The organism is Aliidiomarina quisquiliarum (genome assembly GCF_023922585.1).
In the GTDB taxonomy this organism is placed as follows: Bacteria; Pseudomonadota; Gammaproteobacteria; order Enterobacterales; family Alteromonadaceae; genus Aliidiomarina; species Aliidiomarina quisquiliarum.
This window is the reverse complement of sequence record NZ_JAMFTN010000028.1, coordinates 58,152-75,152: the sequence shown is the minus strand read 5'-3', so window position 1 is coordinate 75,152 and position 17,001 is coordinate 58,152. Positions and strand designations below refer to the sequence as shown.

Annotated in this window: 13 protein-coding genes; 3 read left to right on the top strand and 10 right to left on the bottom strand. The window is 47.0% G+C overall.

The genetic code is table 11. From position 1 onward, the window contains the following. Positions 1-118 precede the first annotated feature (118 nt). The 6 genes from M1L23_RS12395 to M1L23_RS12370 form a co-directional block, all read right to left on the bottom strand. The gene (locus M1L23_RS12395) at positions 119-649 is read right to left on the bottom strand and encodes a hypothetical protein (RefSeq protein ID WP_252627752.1); all 531 of its coding nucleotides are present in this window, start codon (positions 647-649) and stop codon (positions 119-121) included. Positions 650-785: 136 nt separating this feature from the next. Beyond that, the gene (locus M1L23_RS12390) at positions 786-1,553 is read right to left on the bottom strand and encodes a peptidylprolyl isomerase (RefSeq protein ID WP_252627751.1); all 768 of its coding nucleotides are present in this window, start codon (positions 1,551-1,553) and stop codon (positions 786-788) included. Positions 1,554-1,555: 2 nt separating this feature from the next. Beyond that, positions 1,556-2,248 carry a respiratory nitrate reductase subunit gamma gene (gene narI / locus M1L23_RS12385; RefSeq protein WP_252627750.1) on the bottom strand — a complete coding sequence of 231 codons (693 nt, stop codon included), beginning with the start codon at positions 2,246-2,248 and terminating at the stop codon, positions 1,556-1,558. A 2-nt stretch (positions 2,249-2,250) separates the two neighbouring features. Continuing rightward, on the bottom strand, positions 2,251-2,991 hold the full coding sequence (gene narJ / locus M1L23_RS12380; RefSeq protein WP_252627749.1) for a nitrate reductase molybdenum cofactor assembly chaperone: 741 nt from the start codon (positions 2,989-2,991) through the stop codon (positions 2,251-2,253). A gap of 4 nt (positions 2,992-2,995) precedes the next feature. Further along, on the bottom strand, positions 2,996-4,531 hold the full coding sequence (gene narH / locus M1L23_RS12375) for a nitrate reductase subunit beta (protein ID WP_252627748.1): 1,536 nt from the start codon (positions 4,529-4,531) through the stop codon (positions 2,996-2,998). A gap of 92 nt (positions 4,532-4,623) precedes the next feature. Beyond that, the gene (locus M1L23_RS12370) at positions 4,624-8,343 is read right to left on the bottom strand and encodes a nitrate reductase subunit alpha (RefSeq protein WP_252627747.1); all 3,720 of its coding nucleotides are present in this window, start codon (positions 8,341-8,343) and stop codon (positions 4,624-4,626) included. A 244-nt stretch (positions 8,344-8,587) separates the two neighbouring features. On the opposite strand from M1L23_RS12370, the gene M1L23_RS12365 reads away from it, so the two are divergent. After that, positions 8,588-10,417: an ATP-binding protein gene (locus tag M1L23_RS12365; protein ID WP_252627746.1), complete on the top strand. Its 1,830-nt coding sequence runs from the start codon at positions 8,588-8,590 to the stop codon at positions 10,415-10,417. 63 nt (positions 10,418-10,480) lie between these two features. Here M1L23_RS12365 and M1L23_RS12360 read toward each other — a convergent pair whose 3' ends face one another. Then, positions 10,481-12,097 (bottom strand): MFS transporter, encoded by a 1,617-nt coding sequence (locus M1L23_RS12360; protein WP_252627745.1) that lies wholly within the window; start codon positions 12,095-12,097, stop codon positions 10,481-10,483. 336 nt (positions 12,098-12,433) lie between these two features. Between M1L23_RS12360 and narL the strand changes: the two genes are divergently transcribed. Together narL and moeA are read left to right on the top strand one after the other, a co-directional pair. Continuing rightward, entirely contained in the window at positions 12,434-13,081 is a 648-nt protein-coding gene (gene narL, locus M1L23_RS12355) for a two-component system response regulator NarL (RefSeq protein ID WP_252627744.1), read from the top strand. Then, positions 13,081-14,289 (top strand): molybdopterin molybdotransferase MoeA, encoded by a 1,209-nt coding sequence (moeA, locus tag M1L23_RS12350; protein ID WP_252627743.1) that lies wholly within the window; start codon positions 13,081-13,083, stop codon positions 14,287-14,289. The genes narL and moeA overlap by 1 nt, the downstream gene beginning before the upstream one ends. 18 nt (positions 14,290-14,307) lie before the next feature. Here the strand turns inward: moeA and M1L23_RS12345 are convergent, their stop codons facing one another. From M1L23_RS12345 to modA, 3 genes are read right to left on the bottom strand one after another with little or no spacing between them, the layout of a single operon-like run. Beyond that, positions 14,308-15,483, bottom strand: coding sequence for a molybdenum ABC transporter ATP-binding protein (locus M1L23_RS12345; protein ID WP_252627742.1), 1,176 nt, complete (start codon positions 15,481-15,483; stop codon positions 14,308-14,310). After that, a complete protein-coding gene (modB, locus tag M1L23_RS12340) occupies positions 15,480-16,199 on the bottom strand; it encodes a molybdate ABC transporter permease subunit (protein ID WP_252627757.1) in 720 nt (239 codons plus the stop codon). Before modB ends, M1L23_RS12345 begins: the two co-directional genes overlap by 4 nt. Continuing rightward, entirely contained in the window at positions 16,187-16,999 is an 813-nt protein-coding gene (gene modA / locus M1L23_RS12335; protein WP_252627741.1) for a molybdate ABC transporter substrate-binding protein, read from the bottom strand. The genes modB and modA overlap by 13 nt, the downstream gene beginning before the upstream one ends. Between the last annotated feature and the right edge of the window lie 2 nt (positions 17,000-17,001).

Below are 17,001 nucleotides of genomic sequence, written 5' to 3'. Positions count from 1 at the left end.
TATATACTAAATGTATATAAAAGCAAACGTTGGCCGCTGGCCTTTGGTGATGTATAACCTGAGTAAGCCACCACTTCGGATGATTAAAGCATTCGCGCTGGCTTCAAGCTAAAACCAGTTAAAACCAGTTAAAACCATAACTGAGCATAGCAGAAACCCCATAAACGTCTGAGTGTTTTAAGGGCCGATACCAAGTTTCAACGCTATAACCAAACCCACCTGGGTTATGGCTATGCCAGCCTAAAGCTAAGCTTGGCCCGGTTCCCTTGGTTTCACGAAAAGGAAGATTTTTTTCTGCAAGTTTATATTTATAGTGGTGTAGCCCACCTTTTACATAAAACGACTTGGGCGCTTCTGTAAAACGATACTTTAGTTCCAATGGCACGCTATCAAGTTTCGCTTCATCATAAAAAAGACTCCCTACAGCCCGCAGGCTTACAGACCACTTAGCGCTAAGTTGTTGCTCAATGCCAGGCAGGGGTATAGGGTTTATTTGAGGGAAGTCTCCTGAATATTTTGTATCCCAGCCTTTCGACACATCCAAAAAAATAAGGCGTGTTTCTAGGTTGTTATTGTTTTCTTCTGCGGCCAACTTATTTGGTGTAAAAGCCCAAACAAAAAAAACAGCAACAATATAAATATACTTCACTATTCCTTCTCTCCACAAAGCCAGTAAATTTTCATTAAAATATATAACACATTGAATACAAAAAAAAAGCCTGACTTGGTTTATACCCAAATCAGGCTTTTTGCTGAGCGGTTCTATTGCACTTTTATTGCATTTTTTACTGCATTAACGGCGAGGTGGACACCGAGAAGTCATACCCTTCAATTTTCGCACCGGCAATAAGGGTGTGAATATATTGGGCGATGGCTTTATGGCGCACTTTTTCGTTTAAGTAGTCGCGAATTTTTTCGCGCACATCCATAAACTCAAGTGGCAAACCAGCTACCTTTCGCTCAACCCACACAATATGGAAGCCATAACGGCTTTCAATAGGTGCGTCGTACAAGCCAGGTTCAAGTGAAAACACCACACGCTCAAACTCTGGCACTGTTTGGCCTTTGCTTATTTGCCCCAAACTGCCGCCGGTTTCTTTCGACGGACAAGCGGAGTGAGCCTTAGCTAAGCGAGCAAAGTCGCCGCCTGCTTTCAGTTGTTTAATAAGCTCTTCGGCAATAGTAAGGGCTTCCATTCTTGGCTTGTCTTCACCTGGAGGCGCAGCCAATAAAATATGCTTTGCTTCCATCAGAGGTGACGTCGTGAACTTATCGCGGTTTTGCTCGAAATAAGTACGGCACTCTTCCTCACTTGCTTCAGGAACGTTAACTTCTTTTTCGATCAGCTGATCGAGGAAGTCTTCTTCGTTCGCAGGAGCATTCGCATCTTGCACGTCTAAACCAAGTTCGGCAGCCCGCTGCTTTAACAACTCACCAATAATAAGTGCTTCGGCGGCTTGAAACATGGCATCACGCTGCGATGTTGCAGGGTGATACTGCATTTCCTCTAGTACTGCTTTTTCTTCAATAACCGCTTCGTTTACGTGGATCATAACTACCTCTTGCTAGGATGACGACTACGTACTATTTGCTGCTTACGCCCAATATATTTTACCGGCACACTCCAAATGTGTACTAAACGGCTGAACGGGAATAATACAAACAAAGTAACACCCCAGAATACATGCGCTTTATAAATCCAGTGGATATCAGACATATACGCAACAGCTTTGTCTGGGTGGAAGGTTAGCAAGTAACGCGACCAGCTCATTAGGTCTTTCATTACATGACCGTCCATGTGCCCAGTAGATACAAAGATAGTAATAATACCTAGAATTAGCTGCCAATAAATTAACAGTAAAATTAAGGTGTCCATCAGTGAACTACTGGCGCGTACCCGTGGGTTAAACAACCGACGCCATACCAACATGGTTAAACCAATGAAGCAAATGACACCGAAGAAACCACCCACACCTAATGCAATCATTTGTTTTTGCGCTAGCGAAATGCCAAGTAATTCCCATAACTCGTAGGGCATAACCAAGCCGGCAAAGTGTCCGGCAAAGATCATAATAATACCCACGTGGAAAAACACGCTGGCAAAACGAAAATACTTATTACTAAGCATTTGGCTTGACTGCGCCTTCCAAGTATATTGCTCGCGATCATAGCGGAGCGCGCTGCCCAAAAAGAAAATGACTGATGCAATATAGGGGTAGATCCCAAACATCAACAGATCTAAGTTCATGGTTATTCTCCTTGCTTCGCTGCTGGCTCGCTGTTTTTTAACAGCTCCTCAGCCCACTGAATAGGTACAAATTGGTCTTTGCGCTGCCCTTCAGATGGGCGGCTAGTGCCAGTACTGCAGCCTTCGGCGTTGGAATCGGGGCCAAATGTAACCATTTCCTCTTCCCACACCTTGTCAAGTGCTTCCCTGGTGTCGTCGCGCTCTTCAGTAGCTATTTGGCTGTGAATGTCGGCCATGTCTACTTGTACGCCCGACAAATTCAGTAAGCTATTGGTTAACGCAGCATAGTTACTTTCGCGCTGCTCTAAGCGGGCAGTGAGCGTAGCTAGAATATGCGCAATTTCTTGTAAGCCAAGCACCAAGTTTTCTTCGCCTTGGGTTGATAAAAACTCAAGGTAAAGTGGAATATAGTCGGGTAATTCCCGCACACCAATTTCCAAACCAGCTTCTTTATATTGGTTTAATAAATCGACCATTGCTTGGCCACGAGCACGCGACTCGCCATGGATATGTTCGAATAATAGTAACGAAAGCGAACGACCGCGTTCAAACAGGCTGTTATATTCAGACTGCCAGTCCATTAGGTCGCCACTAAAACGTTGCTCAACAAAGTCGACCATGTTTTGCTTTCGTTCTGGAGCCAGTTTAGACGTTGCGATAACGTCTAAAAAGGCTTGCTTTGCTTCGGCCAACTCTTCTGTTGGGTAGTCCAGTAGCAAAGATATAACTTGAGCAATTTGCATTGTATTAGTCCTTCATTACTACTGGAATGACTTTACGTACGCCTTTTTTGTCGCCACCGAACAAGTTTAAGTCGCTGTCGCCACCACCACACCCGCTACCGAAGGTGAAACCACATTCGCCTTTCAGGTCGTATGCGTTTTGTGCATACGCTTGTGCGCTGGTTGGGATAACAAAGCGGTCTTCGAAGTCTGCTAACGCCATATAGCGATACATTTCTTCAACCTGGTTTGGTGTTAAGCCCACTTGTTTGAGCACTTCAAAGTCTTCCACGCCGTCTACCTGCTGTGCACGTTTGTATGCACGCATTGCAATCATACGTTCAAGTGCGCGTTCTACCGGTGCTTCGTCACCAGCTGTCAGCAAGTTTGCTAAATAACGTAATGGAATACGTAACGACTTCAGGTCTGGTATTTCACCATTCATACCCACGTGGCCTGCTTCTACTGCCGATTGAATCGGTGATAGTGGCGGCACATACCAAACCATTGGTAAGGTTCTGTATTCTGGGTGTAATGGTAAAGCTACTTTCCATTCCATTGCCATCATGTATACCGGCGAGCGCTGTGCTGCTTTTAACCAGTTGTCGGCAATGCCTTCCTTCTTCGCCGCTGCGATCACTTCTGGATCGAATGGGTCGAGGAATAAGTCGATTTGCGCTTGGTATAAGTCTTTTTCGTTCGGAGTATTAGCCGCCGCTTGAATTTTGTCAGCGTCGTACAATAAAACACCTAGGTAACGAATACGGCCTACGCAGGTTTCTGAACAGGTCGTTGGTAAGCCCGCTTCAATACGCGGATAACAGAAGGTACATTTTTCTGATTTACCCGTTTTCCAGTTGTAGTAAATTTTCTTATACGGACAGCCCGACACGCACATGCGCCAACCACGACATTTGTCTTGGTCGATAAGCACGATACCGTCTTCTTCCCGCTTATAAATAGCGCCCGAAGGGCACGCCGCTACACACGCTGGGTTTAAGCAGTGCTCACATAAGCGTGGTAGGTACATCATGAAGGTTTTTTCAAACTGACCGTAAATGTCTTTTTGTATTACTTCATTGAAGTTAACGTCTTTTTTCCGCTTTTCGAATTCGGTACCAAGAATTTCTTCCCAGTTTGGGCCCCACTCGATTTTTTCCATGCGCTTGCCGCTAATAAGCGAGCGCGGGCGTGCTACAGGCTGGTGCTGTGAGTCGCCAGCCGTATGTAAATGCTGATAATCAAAATCGAACGGCTCGTAATAGTCGTCAATTTCAGGTAAATCAGGGTTGGCAAAAATATTGGCTAAAATACGCAACTTGCCGCCCATTTTAAGGCGCAACTTGCCTTTTTTGGTGCGTTCCCAACCACCATTCCACTTCTCTTGGTTTTCCCATTCTTTGGGAAAGCCAACACCCGGCTTGGTTTCAACGTTGTTAAACCATGCATACTCAACCCCTTCGCGCGAGGTCCATACGTTTTTGCAGGTGATGGAGCAAGTATGGCAGCCGATACACTTGTCCAGATTTAACACCATGCCAATCTGAGCTCTAACTTTCATAATCGTCTTCCTAAAATTTGGTGAACCCGTGAGTAAAATCAATGTTAGCGTGGCGCTTACAGCTACTTAAATAGCCGTAAGCGCCGGTAACATTACTCAGTATCGAGCCAATCAACTTTGTCCATCTTGCGTATTATGACAAACTCGTCGCGGTTACAGCCCACCGTACCGTAGTAGTTGAAGCCGTAACTTTGTTGAGCATAGCCACCAATCATGTGGGTGGGTTTCATGACTGCTCGTGTTACCGAGTTATGAATACCACCGCGCGTACCGGTCATTTCTGAACCTGGCACATTCACGATCCGCTCTTGGGCGTGATACATCATGCTCATACCTTCTGGTACACGTTGCGATACCACAGCTCTGGCAGCTATAGAACCATTCACGTTGAATATTTCTATCCAGTCGTTGTCGACCAAGCCTGCTGCTTTAGCGTCAATTTCCGACAACCACACAATTGGACCACCGCGTGACAGGGTCAGCATGAGTAAGTTGTCTGAATAAGTACTGTGAATACCCCACTTCTGGTGCGGTGTAATCCAGTTCAGTACAATTTCCTTGTTACCGTTTGGCTTTTTGTTCAACACTGGCGCAACGGTTTTCAAGTTAATTGGTGGCTTGTACACACACAGGTTTTCACCAAAGTCGCGCATCCACTCGTGGTCTTGGTAGAACTGTTGGCGGCCGGTTATGGTGCGCCATGGTATGTATTCGTGCACGTTGGTATAACCTGCGTTATATGACACATGCTCGTCTTCCAAACCAGACCAAGTGGGCGACGAAATGATTTTTCGTGGTTGTGCCACTATGTCGCGGAAACGAATGGTTTCGTCTTCTTTCGGCTTCGCTAAGTGGGTATGGTCGCGGCCAGTAAATTCACCGAGTGCAGCCCATGCTTTAACTGCTACGTGGCCGTTGGTTTCTGGAGCAAGTGACAAAATAACTTCACATGCATCAATAGCCGAGTCGATAATTGGACGGCCTTTGTTAACACCTTCTTCCACGTGCTTACGGTTTAGTTCACCAAGGAAGTCTACTTCAGCTTGCGTGTTCCAGTTGATACCTTTACCGCCATTACCCAGCTGGTCCATAAGTGGGCCAAGCGAAGTAAAGCGCTGGTAGGTATTCGGGTAGTCACGCTCAACTTCTACAATGTTGGGCATGGTAACACCAGGAATAGCTTCACATTCGCCTTTCCACCAAGCTTTAACCCCATAAGGTTGAGCTAATTCGTTTGGCGTGTCGTGCTGCATTGGCACTGTTACCACGTCGGTTTGTACCCCTAAGTGGCCTACACATACGCGTGAGAATTCTTTGGCAATGCCCTTAAAGATTTCCCAGTCGCTACGTGCTTCCCAAACTGGGTCGATGGCAGCAGTTAACGGGTGAATAAACGGATGCATGTCCGAGGTATTCATGTCGTCTTTTTCGTACCAGGTAGCCGTTGGTAATACTACGTCTGAATATAAACAGGTGGTTGACATGCGGAAGTCTAGGGTTACCCATAGGTCTACCTTGCCTTCAGCACCTTCTTCTACCCATTCAGCTTCGTCTGGTTTTTGTCCGCCGAACTGGCCTAAGTCTTTACCGAGCAAGCCATGTTTAGTACCCAATAAATGCTTAAGCATGTATTCGTGGCCTTTGCCCGATGAACCTAATAAGTTCGAGCGCCAGATAAACAAGTTACGCGGGAAGTTTTGCGGGTTGTCTGGTTGTTCAGCAGCAAATTTCAAACTGCCACTTTTCAGTTGGTCAACCACATAGTCTTTCGCTGTCATACCTGCTTTTTCTGCCGCGGCAGTAAGACCAAGCGGGTTTACGTTTAACTGTGGCGCCGACGGTAACCAGCCCATACGCTCTGCCCGAATGTTGAAATCAAGAATGCTTGACTTCCATTTGTCTGGGTTTGCTAAGGGTGAAATAAGCTCGGTCATTTCTAACTTCTCGTAGCGCCATTGGCTAGAGTGGTTATAGAAGAACGAGGTACCGTTCATGTGACGTGGCGGGCGCTGCCAGTCAAGCGCAAACGCTAATGGCTGCCAACCGGTTTGTGGGCGCAGTTTTTCTTGGCCCACATAGTGCGCCCAACCACCACCACTTTTACCGATACAACCACACATCATTAGCATGTTAATTAAACCGCGGTAGTTCATGTCCATGTGGTACCAGTGGTTTAGTGCTGCCCCCACGATGATCATGGAACGACCTTGTGTTTTATGTGCGTTACGACCAAATTCGGTAGCAACACGAATAACGTCGGCTGGTTGTACGCCGGTAATCGCTTGTTGCCATTCTGGTGTGTAAGGAACGCTGTCTTCGTAGCTTTGCGCACGATTCGGGTCGTTTATACCGTTATCGACACCGTAGTTCGCTAGTAACAAGTCGAATACGGTTGCAACAAGCGCGGTTTCACCATTTGCTAGCTGCACGCGCTTAGCTGGCATACGACGCATTTGTAATTCGTCGTGGGCCGTATGTTGGAAGTACTCATACTCGTGCGGCTTACCGCCAAAGTATGGGAAAGCTACATCGACAATTTCATCGGCATGGTCTTTAAGCGACAAGTGTAGGTCGACTTCGCCGTCTTTGTCTTTTTGCTCTAGGTTCCATTTACCTTTTTGCCCCCAACGGTAGCCTATTGCTCCATTCGGGCTCACCAAACGGTCGCCATTGCGGTCTACGGCAATGGTTTTCCAGTCTGGGTTGTTTTCTTCACCTAAGTTGTCGACTAAGTCGGCAGCACGTAAGAAACGACCTTGTGTTAGTTTTCCGTTCGCTTCTTCCAACATTACTAACATGGGCATGTCGGTATAACGACGCACGTAGTCTTGGAAGTAGTCGCTTGGATTATTAACGTAGAATTCTTTTAAAATAACGTGGCCAAAGGCCATTGCTAACGCCGCGTCGGTACCTTGGCGTGGTGCTAACCAGGTGTCACCAAACTTCGACGCCTCAGAGTAGTCTGAGGTAATAACGCAGGTTTTAGTGCCTTTATAACGCACTTCCGTAAGGAAGTGAGCGTCGGGGGTACGGGTTTGAGGTACGTTCGAGCCCCACACAATAATGTAGTTCGAGTTATACCAGTCGGCCGACTCAGGAACGTCGGTTTGCTCGCCCCATACTTGTGGTGAGGCCGGTGGTAAGTCACAGTACCAGTCGTAAAAGCTTAAGCAGTTACCGCCAATAAGAGACAAGTAACGTGACCCAGCAGCGTAAGACACCATGGACATAGCCGGAATTGGCGAGAAGCCGCTCACTCGGTCAGGACCAAATTCCTTGGTGGTGTACACGTTAGAGGCAGCAATTAGCTCGTTCACTTCGTCCCATGAAGCGCGTACAAAACCACCTAAACCACGGCGTTCTTTGTAGCTTTTCGCTTTCACTGGATCGTTCACAATCGAAGCCCAAGCGTCTACTGGGTCGCTGTGCACAGCTTTAGCTTCACGCCATAGCTTCATGAGCTGTTGGCGCATTTGTGGATACTTCAACCTGTTGGCGCTATAAATATACCAAGAATAGCTAGCCCCACGTGGGCAGCCACGCGGTTCATGGTTGGGTAGATCAGGACGTGTTCGTGGGTAGTCGGTTTGCTGTGTTTCCCACGTAACCAAACCGTCTTTGACGTATATTTTCCAGCTACACGAGCCAGTACAGTTCACGCCATGCGTTGAACGTACTACCTTGTCGTGCTGCCAGCGTTGACGATAACCGTGTTCCCAGGTGCGATCTTCATCGGTCAGAACCCCATGCCCATCGGAAAAGGATTCTTTCTTCTGTTTGAAGAAGCGCAGTTTGTCGAGTAAATGACTCATTGTTCAGACTCCAGTCTAGCTACTGCATTCATGTTACAAAGCAAACACTATGGTAAAGTGAGTTTATTGTGCTTGATCTGCATCAAGGGGGCTAGCGCAAGTTCCTAACTAACCCGAGGGTGAATACCCCGCTGGTGGTATGTGCATAAGTAACGCAAGCTATTGATATACAAGACTTCAAAGTGGCTTTTTGTAGCTTTCATTTTACGCTTAAAGCGAAATCAGATAAAAAGGGGTAGATGCCTTGAAACAATACCAATCTTCGCTTGCAGGCAACATTAGCTTGGCTTTATTTGCCATTGTTGGGCTGTCGCTAGTTACCTTACTTACTAGTTATTGGCTGTCTGAACAAGTGAACCGCGACCCCGAAGCATTAAACGTTGCAGGCGCACTACGCTATCAAACTTATTATGTAGCCTTAGCTGCAAGCCGCGAAAACCCAGCTCTTTTAACAGAGGCCCTCGATGCCATTAATGCGTCTTGGCAGCACCGTACTTTTCAACGTTTTGAGCATGCTGAACCTAGTGTGTTTGAATACTATGAAACTACCAAGCAAAGTTGGCTGCTACTGGAACAGCAAATAAGGCAGCAGCAATTAAATAGCGATGAATTATTTGCACAGTTAAACCATCAGGTGGCACGTATCGACACCATGGTAAGCCTTATTCAACAAGACGCCGAACACACCGTGCGCTCGTTACGCTTGCTATTTATTTTTGCTTTTTTCACTAGTGTCGTACTTGCTGTGGTGGTGCTGTACTGGTTACGTGTACGTTTTCAAATACCTTTGTCTAATTTACAACATGTAGCCCAGCAAATTGGCCATGGCGATTTTACCGCCCGAGTAAAGGTAGCCAAACAACACGATGAGTTGAGCGAGCTAGGTACCACCATTAATAAAATGACCGATACTATTGGCTATATGTACGGACATTTAGAGCACCGGGTAGACGAGCAAACAAAGCATTTGCAACGTAGCCATACTACCCTGCAGTTGTTGTATGACATATCAACCCGTATTAACGACCACTCGCTTAATTATAACGACTTCCGTGACACCACTATGAAACTGCGCGACGTGCTTAAACTAGGTGAACTTGAGCTGTGCTTAGTAACTGAAACCGGCGATTCGCCCTACATGCAGTTTCATTCTAACCTGCCTGAGCAGTTACCATGCGCAGCTATTAATTGTGCTGAATGTCTTCGCCGTGACGACACTATTACCGTTGAAGGAGGGGTTCGCTCATACTTCTACCCACTTCGGCGTGACGAAAAGCGCTTTGGGGTATTAGTGGCGCGCTGTAAAGAGCATGAAGTAATGCACGACTGGCAAAAGCGGCTATTAAAATTAGTATCGGATCAACTGGCCTTGGCACTTAGCTTAAAATTTGAAGAAGACCAAGTACGCCGTTTAGCCATGGTGAATGAGCGCACTGTGATTGCCCGTGAATTGCACGACTCATTAGCGCAAGCGCTGTCGTATTTGAAAATTCAAGTGGTGCGTTTAAACAAAGGGATTGCCAATAAAAACGAAGAGGTAATTAAAGACGTATCGGCAGAGCTTAAACACGGCCTAGACTCGGCTTACCGCCAGCTTAGAGAGCTACTAACCACCTTCCGTTTAAAAATAGACGGGGGTGGCTTATTAAACGCATTAGAAACCACTATGAAGCAACTGCACGCACAATCGGAAATGGCCATACTGTTAGATTACCGTATTGCCGACGTACCCCTTGAGCCCCACGAAGAAATTCATTTATTACAAATAATTCGAGAAGCCAGCCAAAATGCTATTAATCATAGTAAAGGCACTAACGTGAGCATTCTGATTGAGCATGCACCAGAAGGCTTTATAACCTTATATGTAGACGACGACGGCATGGGTATAGCAGAGCACCCAGAACGGTTGAATCACTACGGGTTGGCCATTATTAAAGAGCGCGCCCGCCATTTAGGTGGCACTGCTGATATTAGTCGCCGTAGTGGAGGTGGTACCCGGGTTAGCTTTACTTTTGTACCGAAGTCGATGCAGCGGCAAAACCCTGAAATAAGCGAAGACTTACATGCGGGCTAGCGCTACAAAAAAGCCCGCTCATGCTTGCACATGAACGGGCCACTACAACCTACTTAATACGCACTACGGGTTATAAAACTCACCTGACTTACGTAAGTAGTAGAACCAGTTAATGCCAATACATACGGCATAGAACAAGGCGAACCCAACCATGGCTTTACCTGGTTCACCAGCTGCAATGCGCTCACCAAATACTTGAGGTATGTAGAAGGCACCATAAGCAGCAACGGCCGATGTCCAACCGAGTACCGGACCTGCTTGTTCACGCGGGAATATAACCGCAATACTACGGAAAGTAGAACCGTTACCAATACCGCTAGCGGCAAACAAGCCTAGGAACAGTAAAAAGAATGGCATGAATGATTCTTCTGGCATTGGCGAGTGATAGGCCACCTTCATGTAATGCCCTGCGCCAACGGCAAATATCACCATAAAAATTGCACACACGTGGGTAACTGCAGCGCCACCAAACTTGTCGGCCAACCAGCCACCTACTGGGCGAATAAGAGCGCCAATAAATGGGGCGATCCAGGCATAGGTGAGTGCGCTTGGTGCATTCGGATTTATTGTGTCGTGGGTCATTACCCCGTCGACAATAATATGGCTGTTACCAAAAATAATTTTAATTGACAACGGGAATGCCGCAGCAAAACCAATGAAAGAACCAAAGGTCATTACGTATAAAATACTCATTACCCAAGTGTGCTTATTGTCGAAGATTTTATACTGCTGCGAAAGGTTTTCACCAACGCCGCCAGGTATTACCTTTAACACAAATACAGTAACCGCAAGCACCGCTACAATAACCAGTTCTTTGGGCACACCAAAACCCGAACCATTTGCTTCTGTTGGTAGCATTAGCCACAAACCACCTGCAGAGGTAACAAAGCCAACACCTAACATGCCAATAATAATGGCAAAGGCGATAAGGGCGTGTGGTTGCTTAGGCGTAACCTCGGGGGTATTAATGTTGTTCATACCAAACCAAGTTGCAAAAGCTAAAGGAACCAGCAACAACAGCCATACAAAACCTGCGTTTTGAATCCAAGTTTCGCTACCTGCTGGAATAGTGCCTATTAAAGTACCGCTGGCTTTTTGCAGAATCATAGACTCGCCGCCGCCAATCCAAGTAAAGGCACCGAAAGTCATAAACAAGGGTACCAACACCTGCATACTGGTAACACCAAAGTTACCTAAACCGGCATTTAAGCCTAAAGCAAGGCCTTGCTGCTTACGTGGAAAGAAAAAGCTAATGTTAGACATGGACGCAGCGAAGTTACCACCACCAATACCCGACAATAACGCCATTAACTGAAACACCCAAAGTGGTGTGTCGACACTTTGTAATGCTAAACCGGTACCAAGTGCTGGTATTATAAGTAAGCTGGTGGTGAGAAATATGGTATATTTGCCACCGCAAATTCGCACAAAAAAACTAGCCGGAATCCGTAAGGTTGCCCCAGTTAAGCCGGCAATAGCAGTTAAGGTAAATAGTTCAGCTGGTGTATAAGAAAAGCCTAGGTTGAGCATTTGTACGGTGATAATACTCCAGTACATCCACACTGCAAAACCGCAAAGTAAACTTGGAATAGATATCCACAGGTTACGGTTTGCAATTCGCTTGCCTTCTTTTTCCCAGAATTGTTCGTTTTCCGGGTCCCACTTTTTTAAGTCCCGCATAAACCTTCCTTTATGTATGATGAGCATGATGTTTGGTACACAAAGTGTGCGGTGTCAGGCTAAGGGTAACAAGGTATCGAACGGGGGGGATCACCACCTCTGATTGAGTACCCCTTATGGCTTAGTTGTTGTTTTGCCCGGTAAATTACACTTTATGATTCAACGTTTTAGGTTATGCTAGTGGCAAAGTGGTTATTGCAAATACCCCCACTGCTGGCAAGGTAATCGACTTAAAGCATGATATAGGTCAATGTTTTAGTTCTCATGGTGCGAGCTAATGGCCTTTCACAAGGGTAGTTGATATATAACTGCGCGATAAAGAATGAGGATAATTTAATGGTGGATAAACACACTGTAATGCTGGTGGATGACCACCCCTTGCTGTTAAAGGGTCTTAAACAACTGCTTGAATTTGAAGACGATATTGAAGTAGTTGCCGAGGCAAATAACGGTGCTAGTGCGGTTAAAGAAGCCGTAGAACATGATCCAGATCTTATTGTTCTTGACCTGAATATGCAGGGTATGGACGGTATTCAAACCTTAAAGTCGATGCGCAAAGAAGGCGTAACTTCGCGCATTGTAATGTTAACGGTGTCAGATGCCGACGAAGACGTAGTTGAAGCAATTAGTGCCGGTGCCGATGGTTATTTACTGAAAGACATGGACCCCGAAGAACTGCTAGACCAACTGCGCCGCGCCATTCACGGCAAAATGGTATTAAGTGAAACACTTACCGAAGTGTTGGCTACAGCTATTCGTAAGCCAGCTTCGCGCCAGCAAGCCGATTTAAATAATCTAACCAATCGTGAGTATGAAATACTTACTTTAATTGCCAAAGGTATGAGCAACAAAGTAATAGCCCGCGAGCTAGGTATTTCAGACGGCACGGTAAAAGTTCATGTGAAACATTTATTGAAAAAACTTGGTTTACGTTCGCGGGTAGAAGCCGCCGTTTGGATAGTAAGCCAGCAAGGAGCAAAGTAATGTTAAGTGTGCACCAAGCTGTTGAGCACATGCTAACAACCATTAAGCCAATTACTGAAAGTAACCCCATTTCCATTGCACAGGCCGTTGATTTTGTTTTATCTGCGCCCGTACAGTCGGCAGTAGACGTGCCAAGCTATAACAACTCGGCAATGGACGGCTTTGCCTTTCGCGGGAAAGATTTAGCCACCAGCAAGCAGCTACGTTGTATAGGCAAGTCGCTAGCTGGGCACCCTTTTACCGGCGTGGTTGGGGCGGGCGAATGCATACGTATTATGACCGGCGCCCAAGTGCCTGAAAGTGTCGACACTGTTGCCCCACAGGAAAACACCAGCGAAATTGAAGCCGACCTAATACAAATAAATAGCCCAACAGCAGTTGGGGCTAACGTGCGGTTATTGGGTGAAGAGTTACAAATAGGTGCCGTGGTTTATGAAGCTGGCCACAGGTTAACTCCGGTTGACATTGGTATGCTCGCTTCGCTTGGTATTGCCGAGGTGGCCGTGTACCGACCACTTAAAGTGGCGGTGTTTTCTACCGGCGACGAACTTGTTTTGCCGGGTGAAAACAAACAGGCGTTTCAGCTTTACGACAGCAACCGCTTTGCTTTACATGCCATGCTAGAGCGCATGGGCTTTGATGTGCTTAACCTTGGTTTAGTGGCCGACGACCCTGCCTTAATTGAAGCAACGTTCCGTGATGCTGCCAGTAAAGCCGACGCTATAGTATGTTCTGGTGGGGTTTCTGTTGGCGATGCGGATTACACCAAAGCTGTTATTGAGAAAGTAGGCCAGGTTGGTTTTTGGCAAGTTGCCATGAAGCCAGGCAAACCTTTTGCGTTTGGCCAGATTGATAATACGTGGTTTTTTGGCTTGCCCGGTAACCCTGTTTCGGCCACGGTAACCCTTCTACAATTAGCAACGCCCGCACTGCGCAAGCTTAGTGGTGAAGGCTATAACGCGCCACTTACTATTGCAGCTGTAGCGGGCGAACCATTAAGGAAACGCCCTGGCCGAGCCGACTTTCAACGGGGCATTTTGCGCTTTGAAGATGGTGAAAACCGAGTGTATAGCGCAGGCCCGCAAGGTTCCGGTATGCTGAGTTCTATGGTGCAAGGTAACTGCCTAATTCGCTTAAGCGTAGAGCAAGGCAACGTTGCCATAGGCGATAGCGTTGAAGTAGAACTATTACAAAATCCTATTAAGTAGCTTTTACCCTTTTGCACACTAAACACTGAGCGCCACGGCGTTAATTTGCATAAACACCGTGGCGCCAACTGTTAGCGCTAAGCGTTGCTTCGACACTTTAGTAATGGTTGCCGACACATATTGCGCTTGCGTGCTATTACTTTCCTGAGTAGCACTTATATTATCTAAACTTGGTAGGGCGATGCGTAGCTTTACTCGCACTTCAGCCTTATGCCCACTGTCGCTAAATTCTTCTATAACCGCTGCAATACTATTGCTTATGCTGCTATGGGTATTAAGCTCTGTTGCTAAGCTAATGTCTTTTGCTTGGAAGTGAATACGGCATAACGCGCCCACCACAAATGTTTGCAATGGCTGAGGAAACCAAAGCACGGTGTCCGCAACCTTAACCGCCAACAACCCGGCTTCATGGTTATGCTGTACCACCTCGCCAAAGAGTATATTTTCGCCCTGGCAACGCGCATAGCCTTCGTTACTTTGCAGCACGTCAGCTATTACACCTTGGTTAACGAGCTTGCCACTGTCCATTAATATTAACCGATCGGACAATTGCACCACTTCGTCGAGTTGGTGCGACACATAGATCATTGGTATTTGAGTGTCTTGCTGCAGGCGTTTTAATAGCTGGATAAAATAGCGTTTGGCCGTGCCGTCGAGGTTAGCTAAAGGTTCGTCTAGTAGCATTAATTGCGGACAACTGGCCAATGTACGGGCTAGTGCCACTCGCTGTTGTTGACCACCGCTTAATTCGTTAGGTAATCGCTCGGCAAAGTCGGCAATACCCATACGCTGCAGCAGCTGGTTAGGCTCTAATTGTGTCATGCGCTGCGCTTTAGGCACCCGCGACCAGGCATAGTGAAGATTTTGCATTACCGTTAAATGCGGAAATAATGCTGGCTTTTGGAACACTAAGCCCACTTGTCGCTGCCAGCTAGGTGTAAACGCACCCTGCTCGCTTAGCCATGTGTGTGTTTTACCTGCCGTATCGGTAATTTCAATTTTATTTTTAGCACTGGGTTTCGGCGCTTCATTAAGCCCTGCTATGGTTCGTAGCAGCGTGGTTTTGCCACAGCCAGAAGGGCCAAATAATGACGTAATACCTTGCAATGGCAGCTCAGTATTTACGCTGCAAGTAAAACCACGGCGTTCAAGATGAACGTTCAAAGTCAGCCTGTGCAGCGCCGCGGTGGTCATTCTTGCTGCCCCTTAGCAGACCGACCTTGGCTAGCAAACATATTGCCAGCACCACGATTTAAGCTATACACCATGGCCAGTACCACGAGCGAAAACACCAGCAAACCTAAGGACAACTTATTCGCCCCGCTATAGTTTAAACTTTCCACATGGTCGTAAATGGCGGTGGATATAACTTGGGTTTCGCCAGGAATATTACCGCCTATCATCAGCACCACCCCGAATTCGCCAATAGTATGAGCGAACGACAATACACAGGCGGTAATAAAACCGTGTTTGGTTAAGGGTACAACTAAGTTAAAAAACCTATCGAGAGGTTTCGCCCGCATGGTTGATGCGGCGTCGAGCAAGTCGCGGGGTACTTGGCTAAAGGCATTTTGTAATGGCTGTACCGCAAAGGGCAACGAATACACCACCGAGCCAATAACTAGCCCGGCAAAACTGAATGCCAAGTGCTGCATGCCGAGTGCTTCTAGAGTACTGCCAACAACACCCTGCGGCCCCAAACTTACCAGCATATAAAAGCCCAGTACTGTGGGGGGTAACACTAGGGGTAAAGCAACCGTAGCTTCAAGAAATGGGCGCCAGCGACTTTGCATTTGGCTTAACCACCAGGCTAGCGGCATGGCGATCAACATTAAAATAGCCGTTGAAATTAAGGCTAGCTTTAAAGTAATAAAAATGGCGTCTAAGTCGGCCGGACTCACTGCGTTAATGCCTGCTGCTGATTTGGCGAAGCCGCTTCAAGGCCGGTAACACTAGCGAAACCACCTTGTTCGAGTATGCGGCGCACTGCTGGTGTTTGCATATAGGCAAAAAACTCTGCAGCGTAAGGATGTTTGCTCCCGGCTTGGGTAATAACCATGCCTTTACGCAGCGGTTGATATTCATGGGGTGGAATTAATAGGTACTGCCCTTCGCTGGCAAGCTCGTCGGTTACTGCTAAAGCTAAGGCTAAAATACCTACGCTTGCAGCCCCACTACGCACGAAGTGTGCCACCTGAGCAACGCTTTCCGTATATACTAAGCGCGGTTCAATAACCGCCCACTGTTCATGTTGCTGTAGCCACGCTAGGCTTTGTACTCCATAAGGTGCGTGCTGCGGGCTGGCAATTGCAATGCGGCCGCGGGGCTGCGCTAATATAGCGACCAAAATATCTGCGGTGCTGACGTGGCTTTGTGCGCCCTGCCACCAAAACGCTAACCGGCCGTCGGCATAGGCTTGAACATTGCCAACGGCATTGTTATTAGCCAATAGCTGCTCGGCATATTTCATGTTGGCCGACATGAATATATGAAATGGCGCGCCATGGCTCAGTTGCCCGTATAAGCGGCCCGACGACCCATACACCACCCGTATGTCTGCTGTTGGGTGCTGGCTTTGATAGTGTTCAATTACCAAAGGCAACACAAAGCGCATGCTCGATGCGGCGGCAATATTGAGCGATTCAGCACGTGCTGGGCTAGCCATTAACACTAAGGCCCCGAACAACAAGGCGTGAAACATTCGTACCATGG

Coding starts and splice junctions, on each gene's coding strand:
- M1L23_RS12390 (WP_252627751.1), bottom strand. CDS start 1,553: ATGATCCACGTAAACGAAGCGGTTATTGAAGAAAAAGCAGTACTAGAG.
- narI (WP_252627750.1), bottom strand. CDS start 2,248: ATGAACTTAGATCTGTTGATGTTTGGGATCTACCCCTATATTGCATCA.
- narJ (WP_252627749.1), bottom strand. CDS start 2,991: ATGCAAATTGCTCAAGTTATATCTTTGCTACTGGACTACCCAACAGAA.
- narH (WP_252627748.1), bottom strand. CDS start 4,531: ATGAAAGTTAGAGCTCAGATTGGCATGGTGTTAAATCTGGACAAGTGT.
- M1L23_RS12370 (WP_252627747.1), bottom strand. CDS start 8,343: ATGAGTCATTTACTCGACAAACTGCGCTTCTTCAAACAGAAGAAAGAA.
- M1L23_RS12360 (WP_252627745.1), bottom strand. CDS start 12,097: ATGCGGGACTTAAAAAAGTGGGACCCGGAAAACGAACAATTCTGGGAA.
- narL (WP_252627744.1), top strand. CDS start 12,434: ATGGTGGATAAACACACTGTAATGCTGGTGGATGACCACCCCTTGCTG.
- moeA (WP_252627743.1), top strand. CDS start 13,081: ATGTTAAGTGTGCACCAAGCTGTTGAGCACATGCTAACAACCATTAAG.
- M1L23_RS12345 (WP_252627742.1), bottom strand. CDS start 15,483: ATGACCACCGCGGCGCTGCACAGGCTGACTTTGAACGTTCATCTTGAA.
- modA (WP_252627741.1), bottom strand. CDS start 16,999: ATGGTACGAATGTTTCACGCCTTGTTGTTCGGGGCCTTAGTGTTAATG.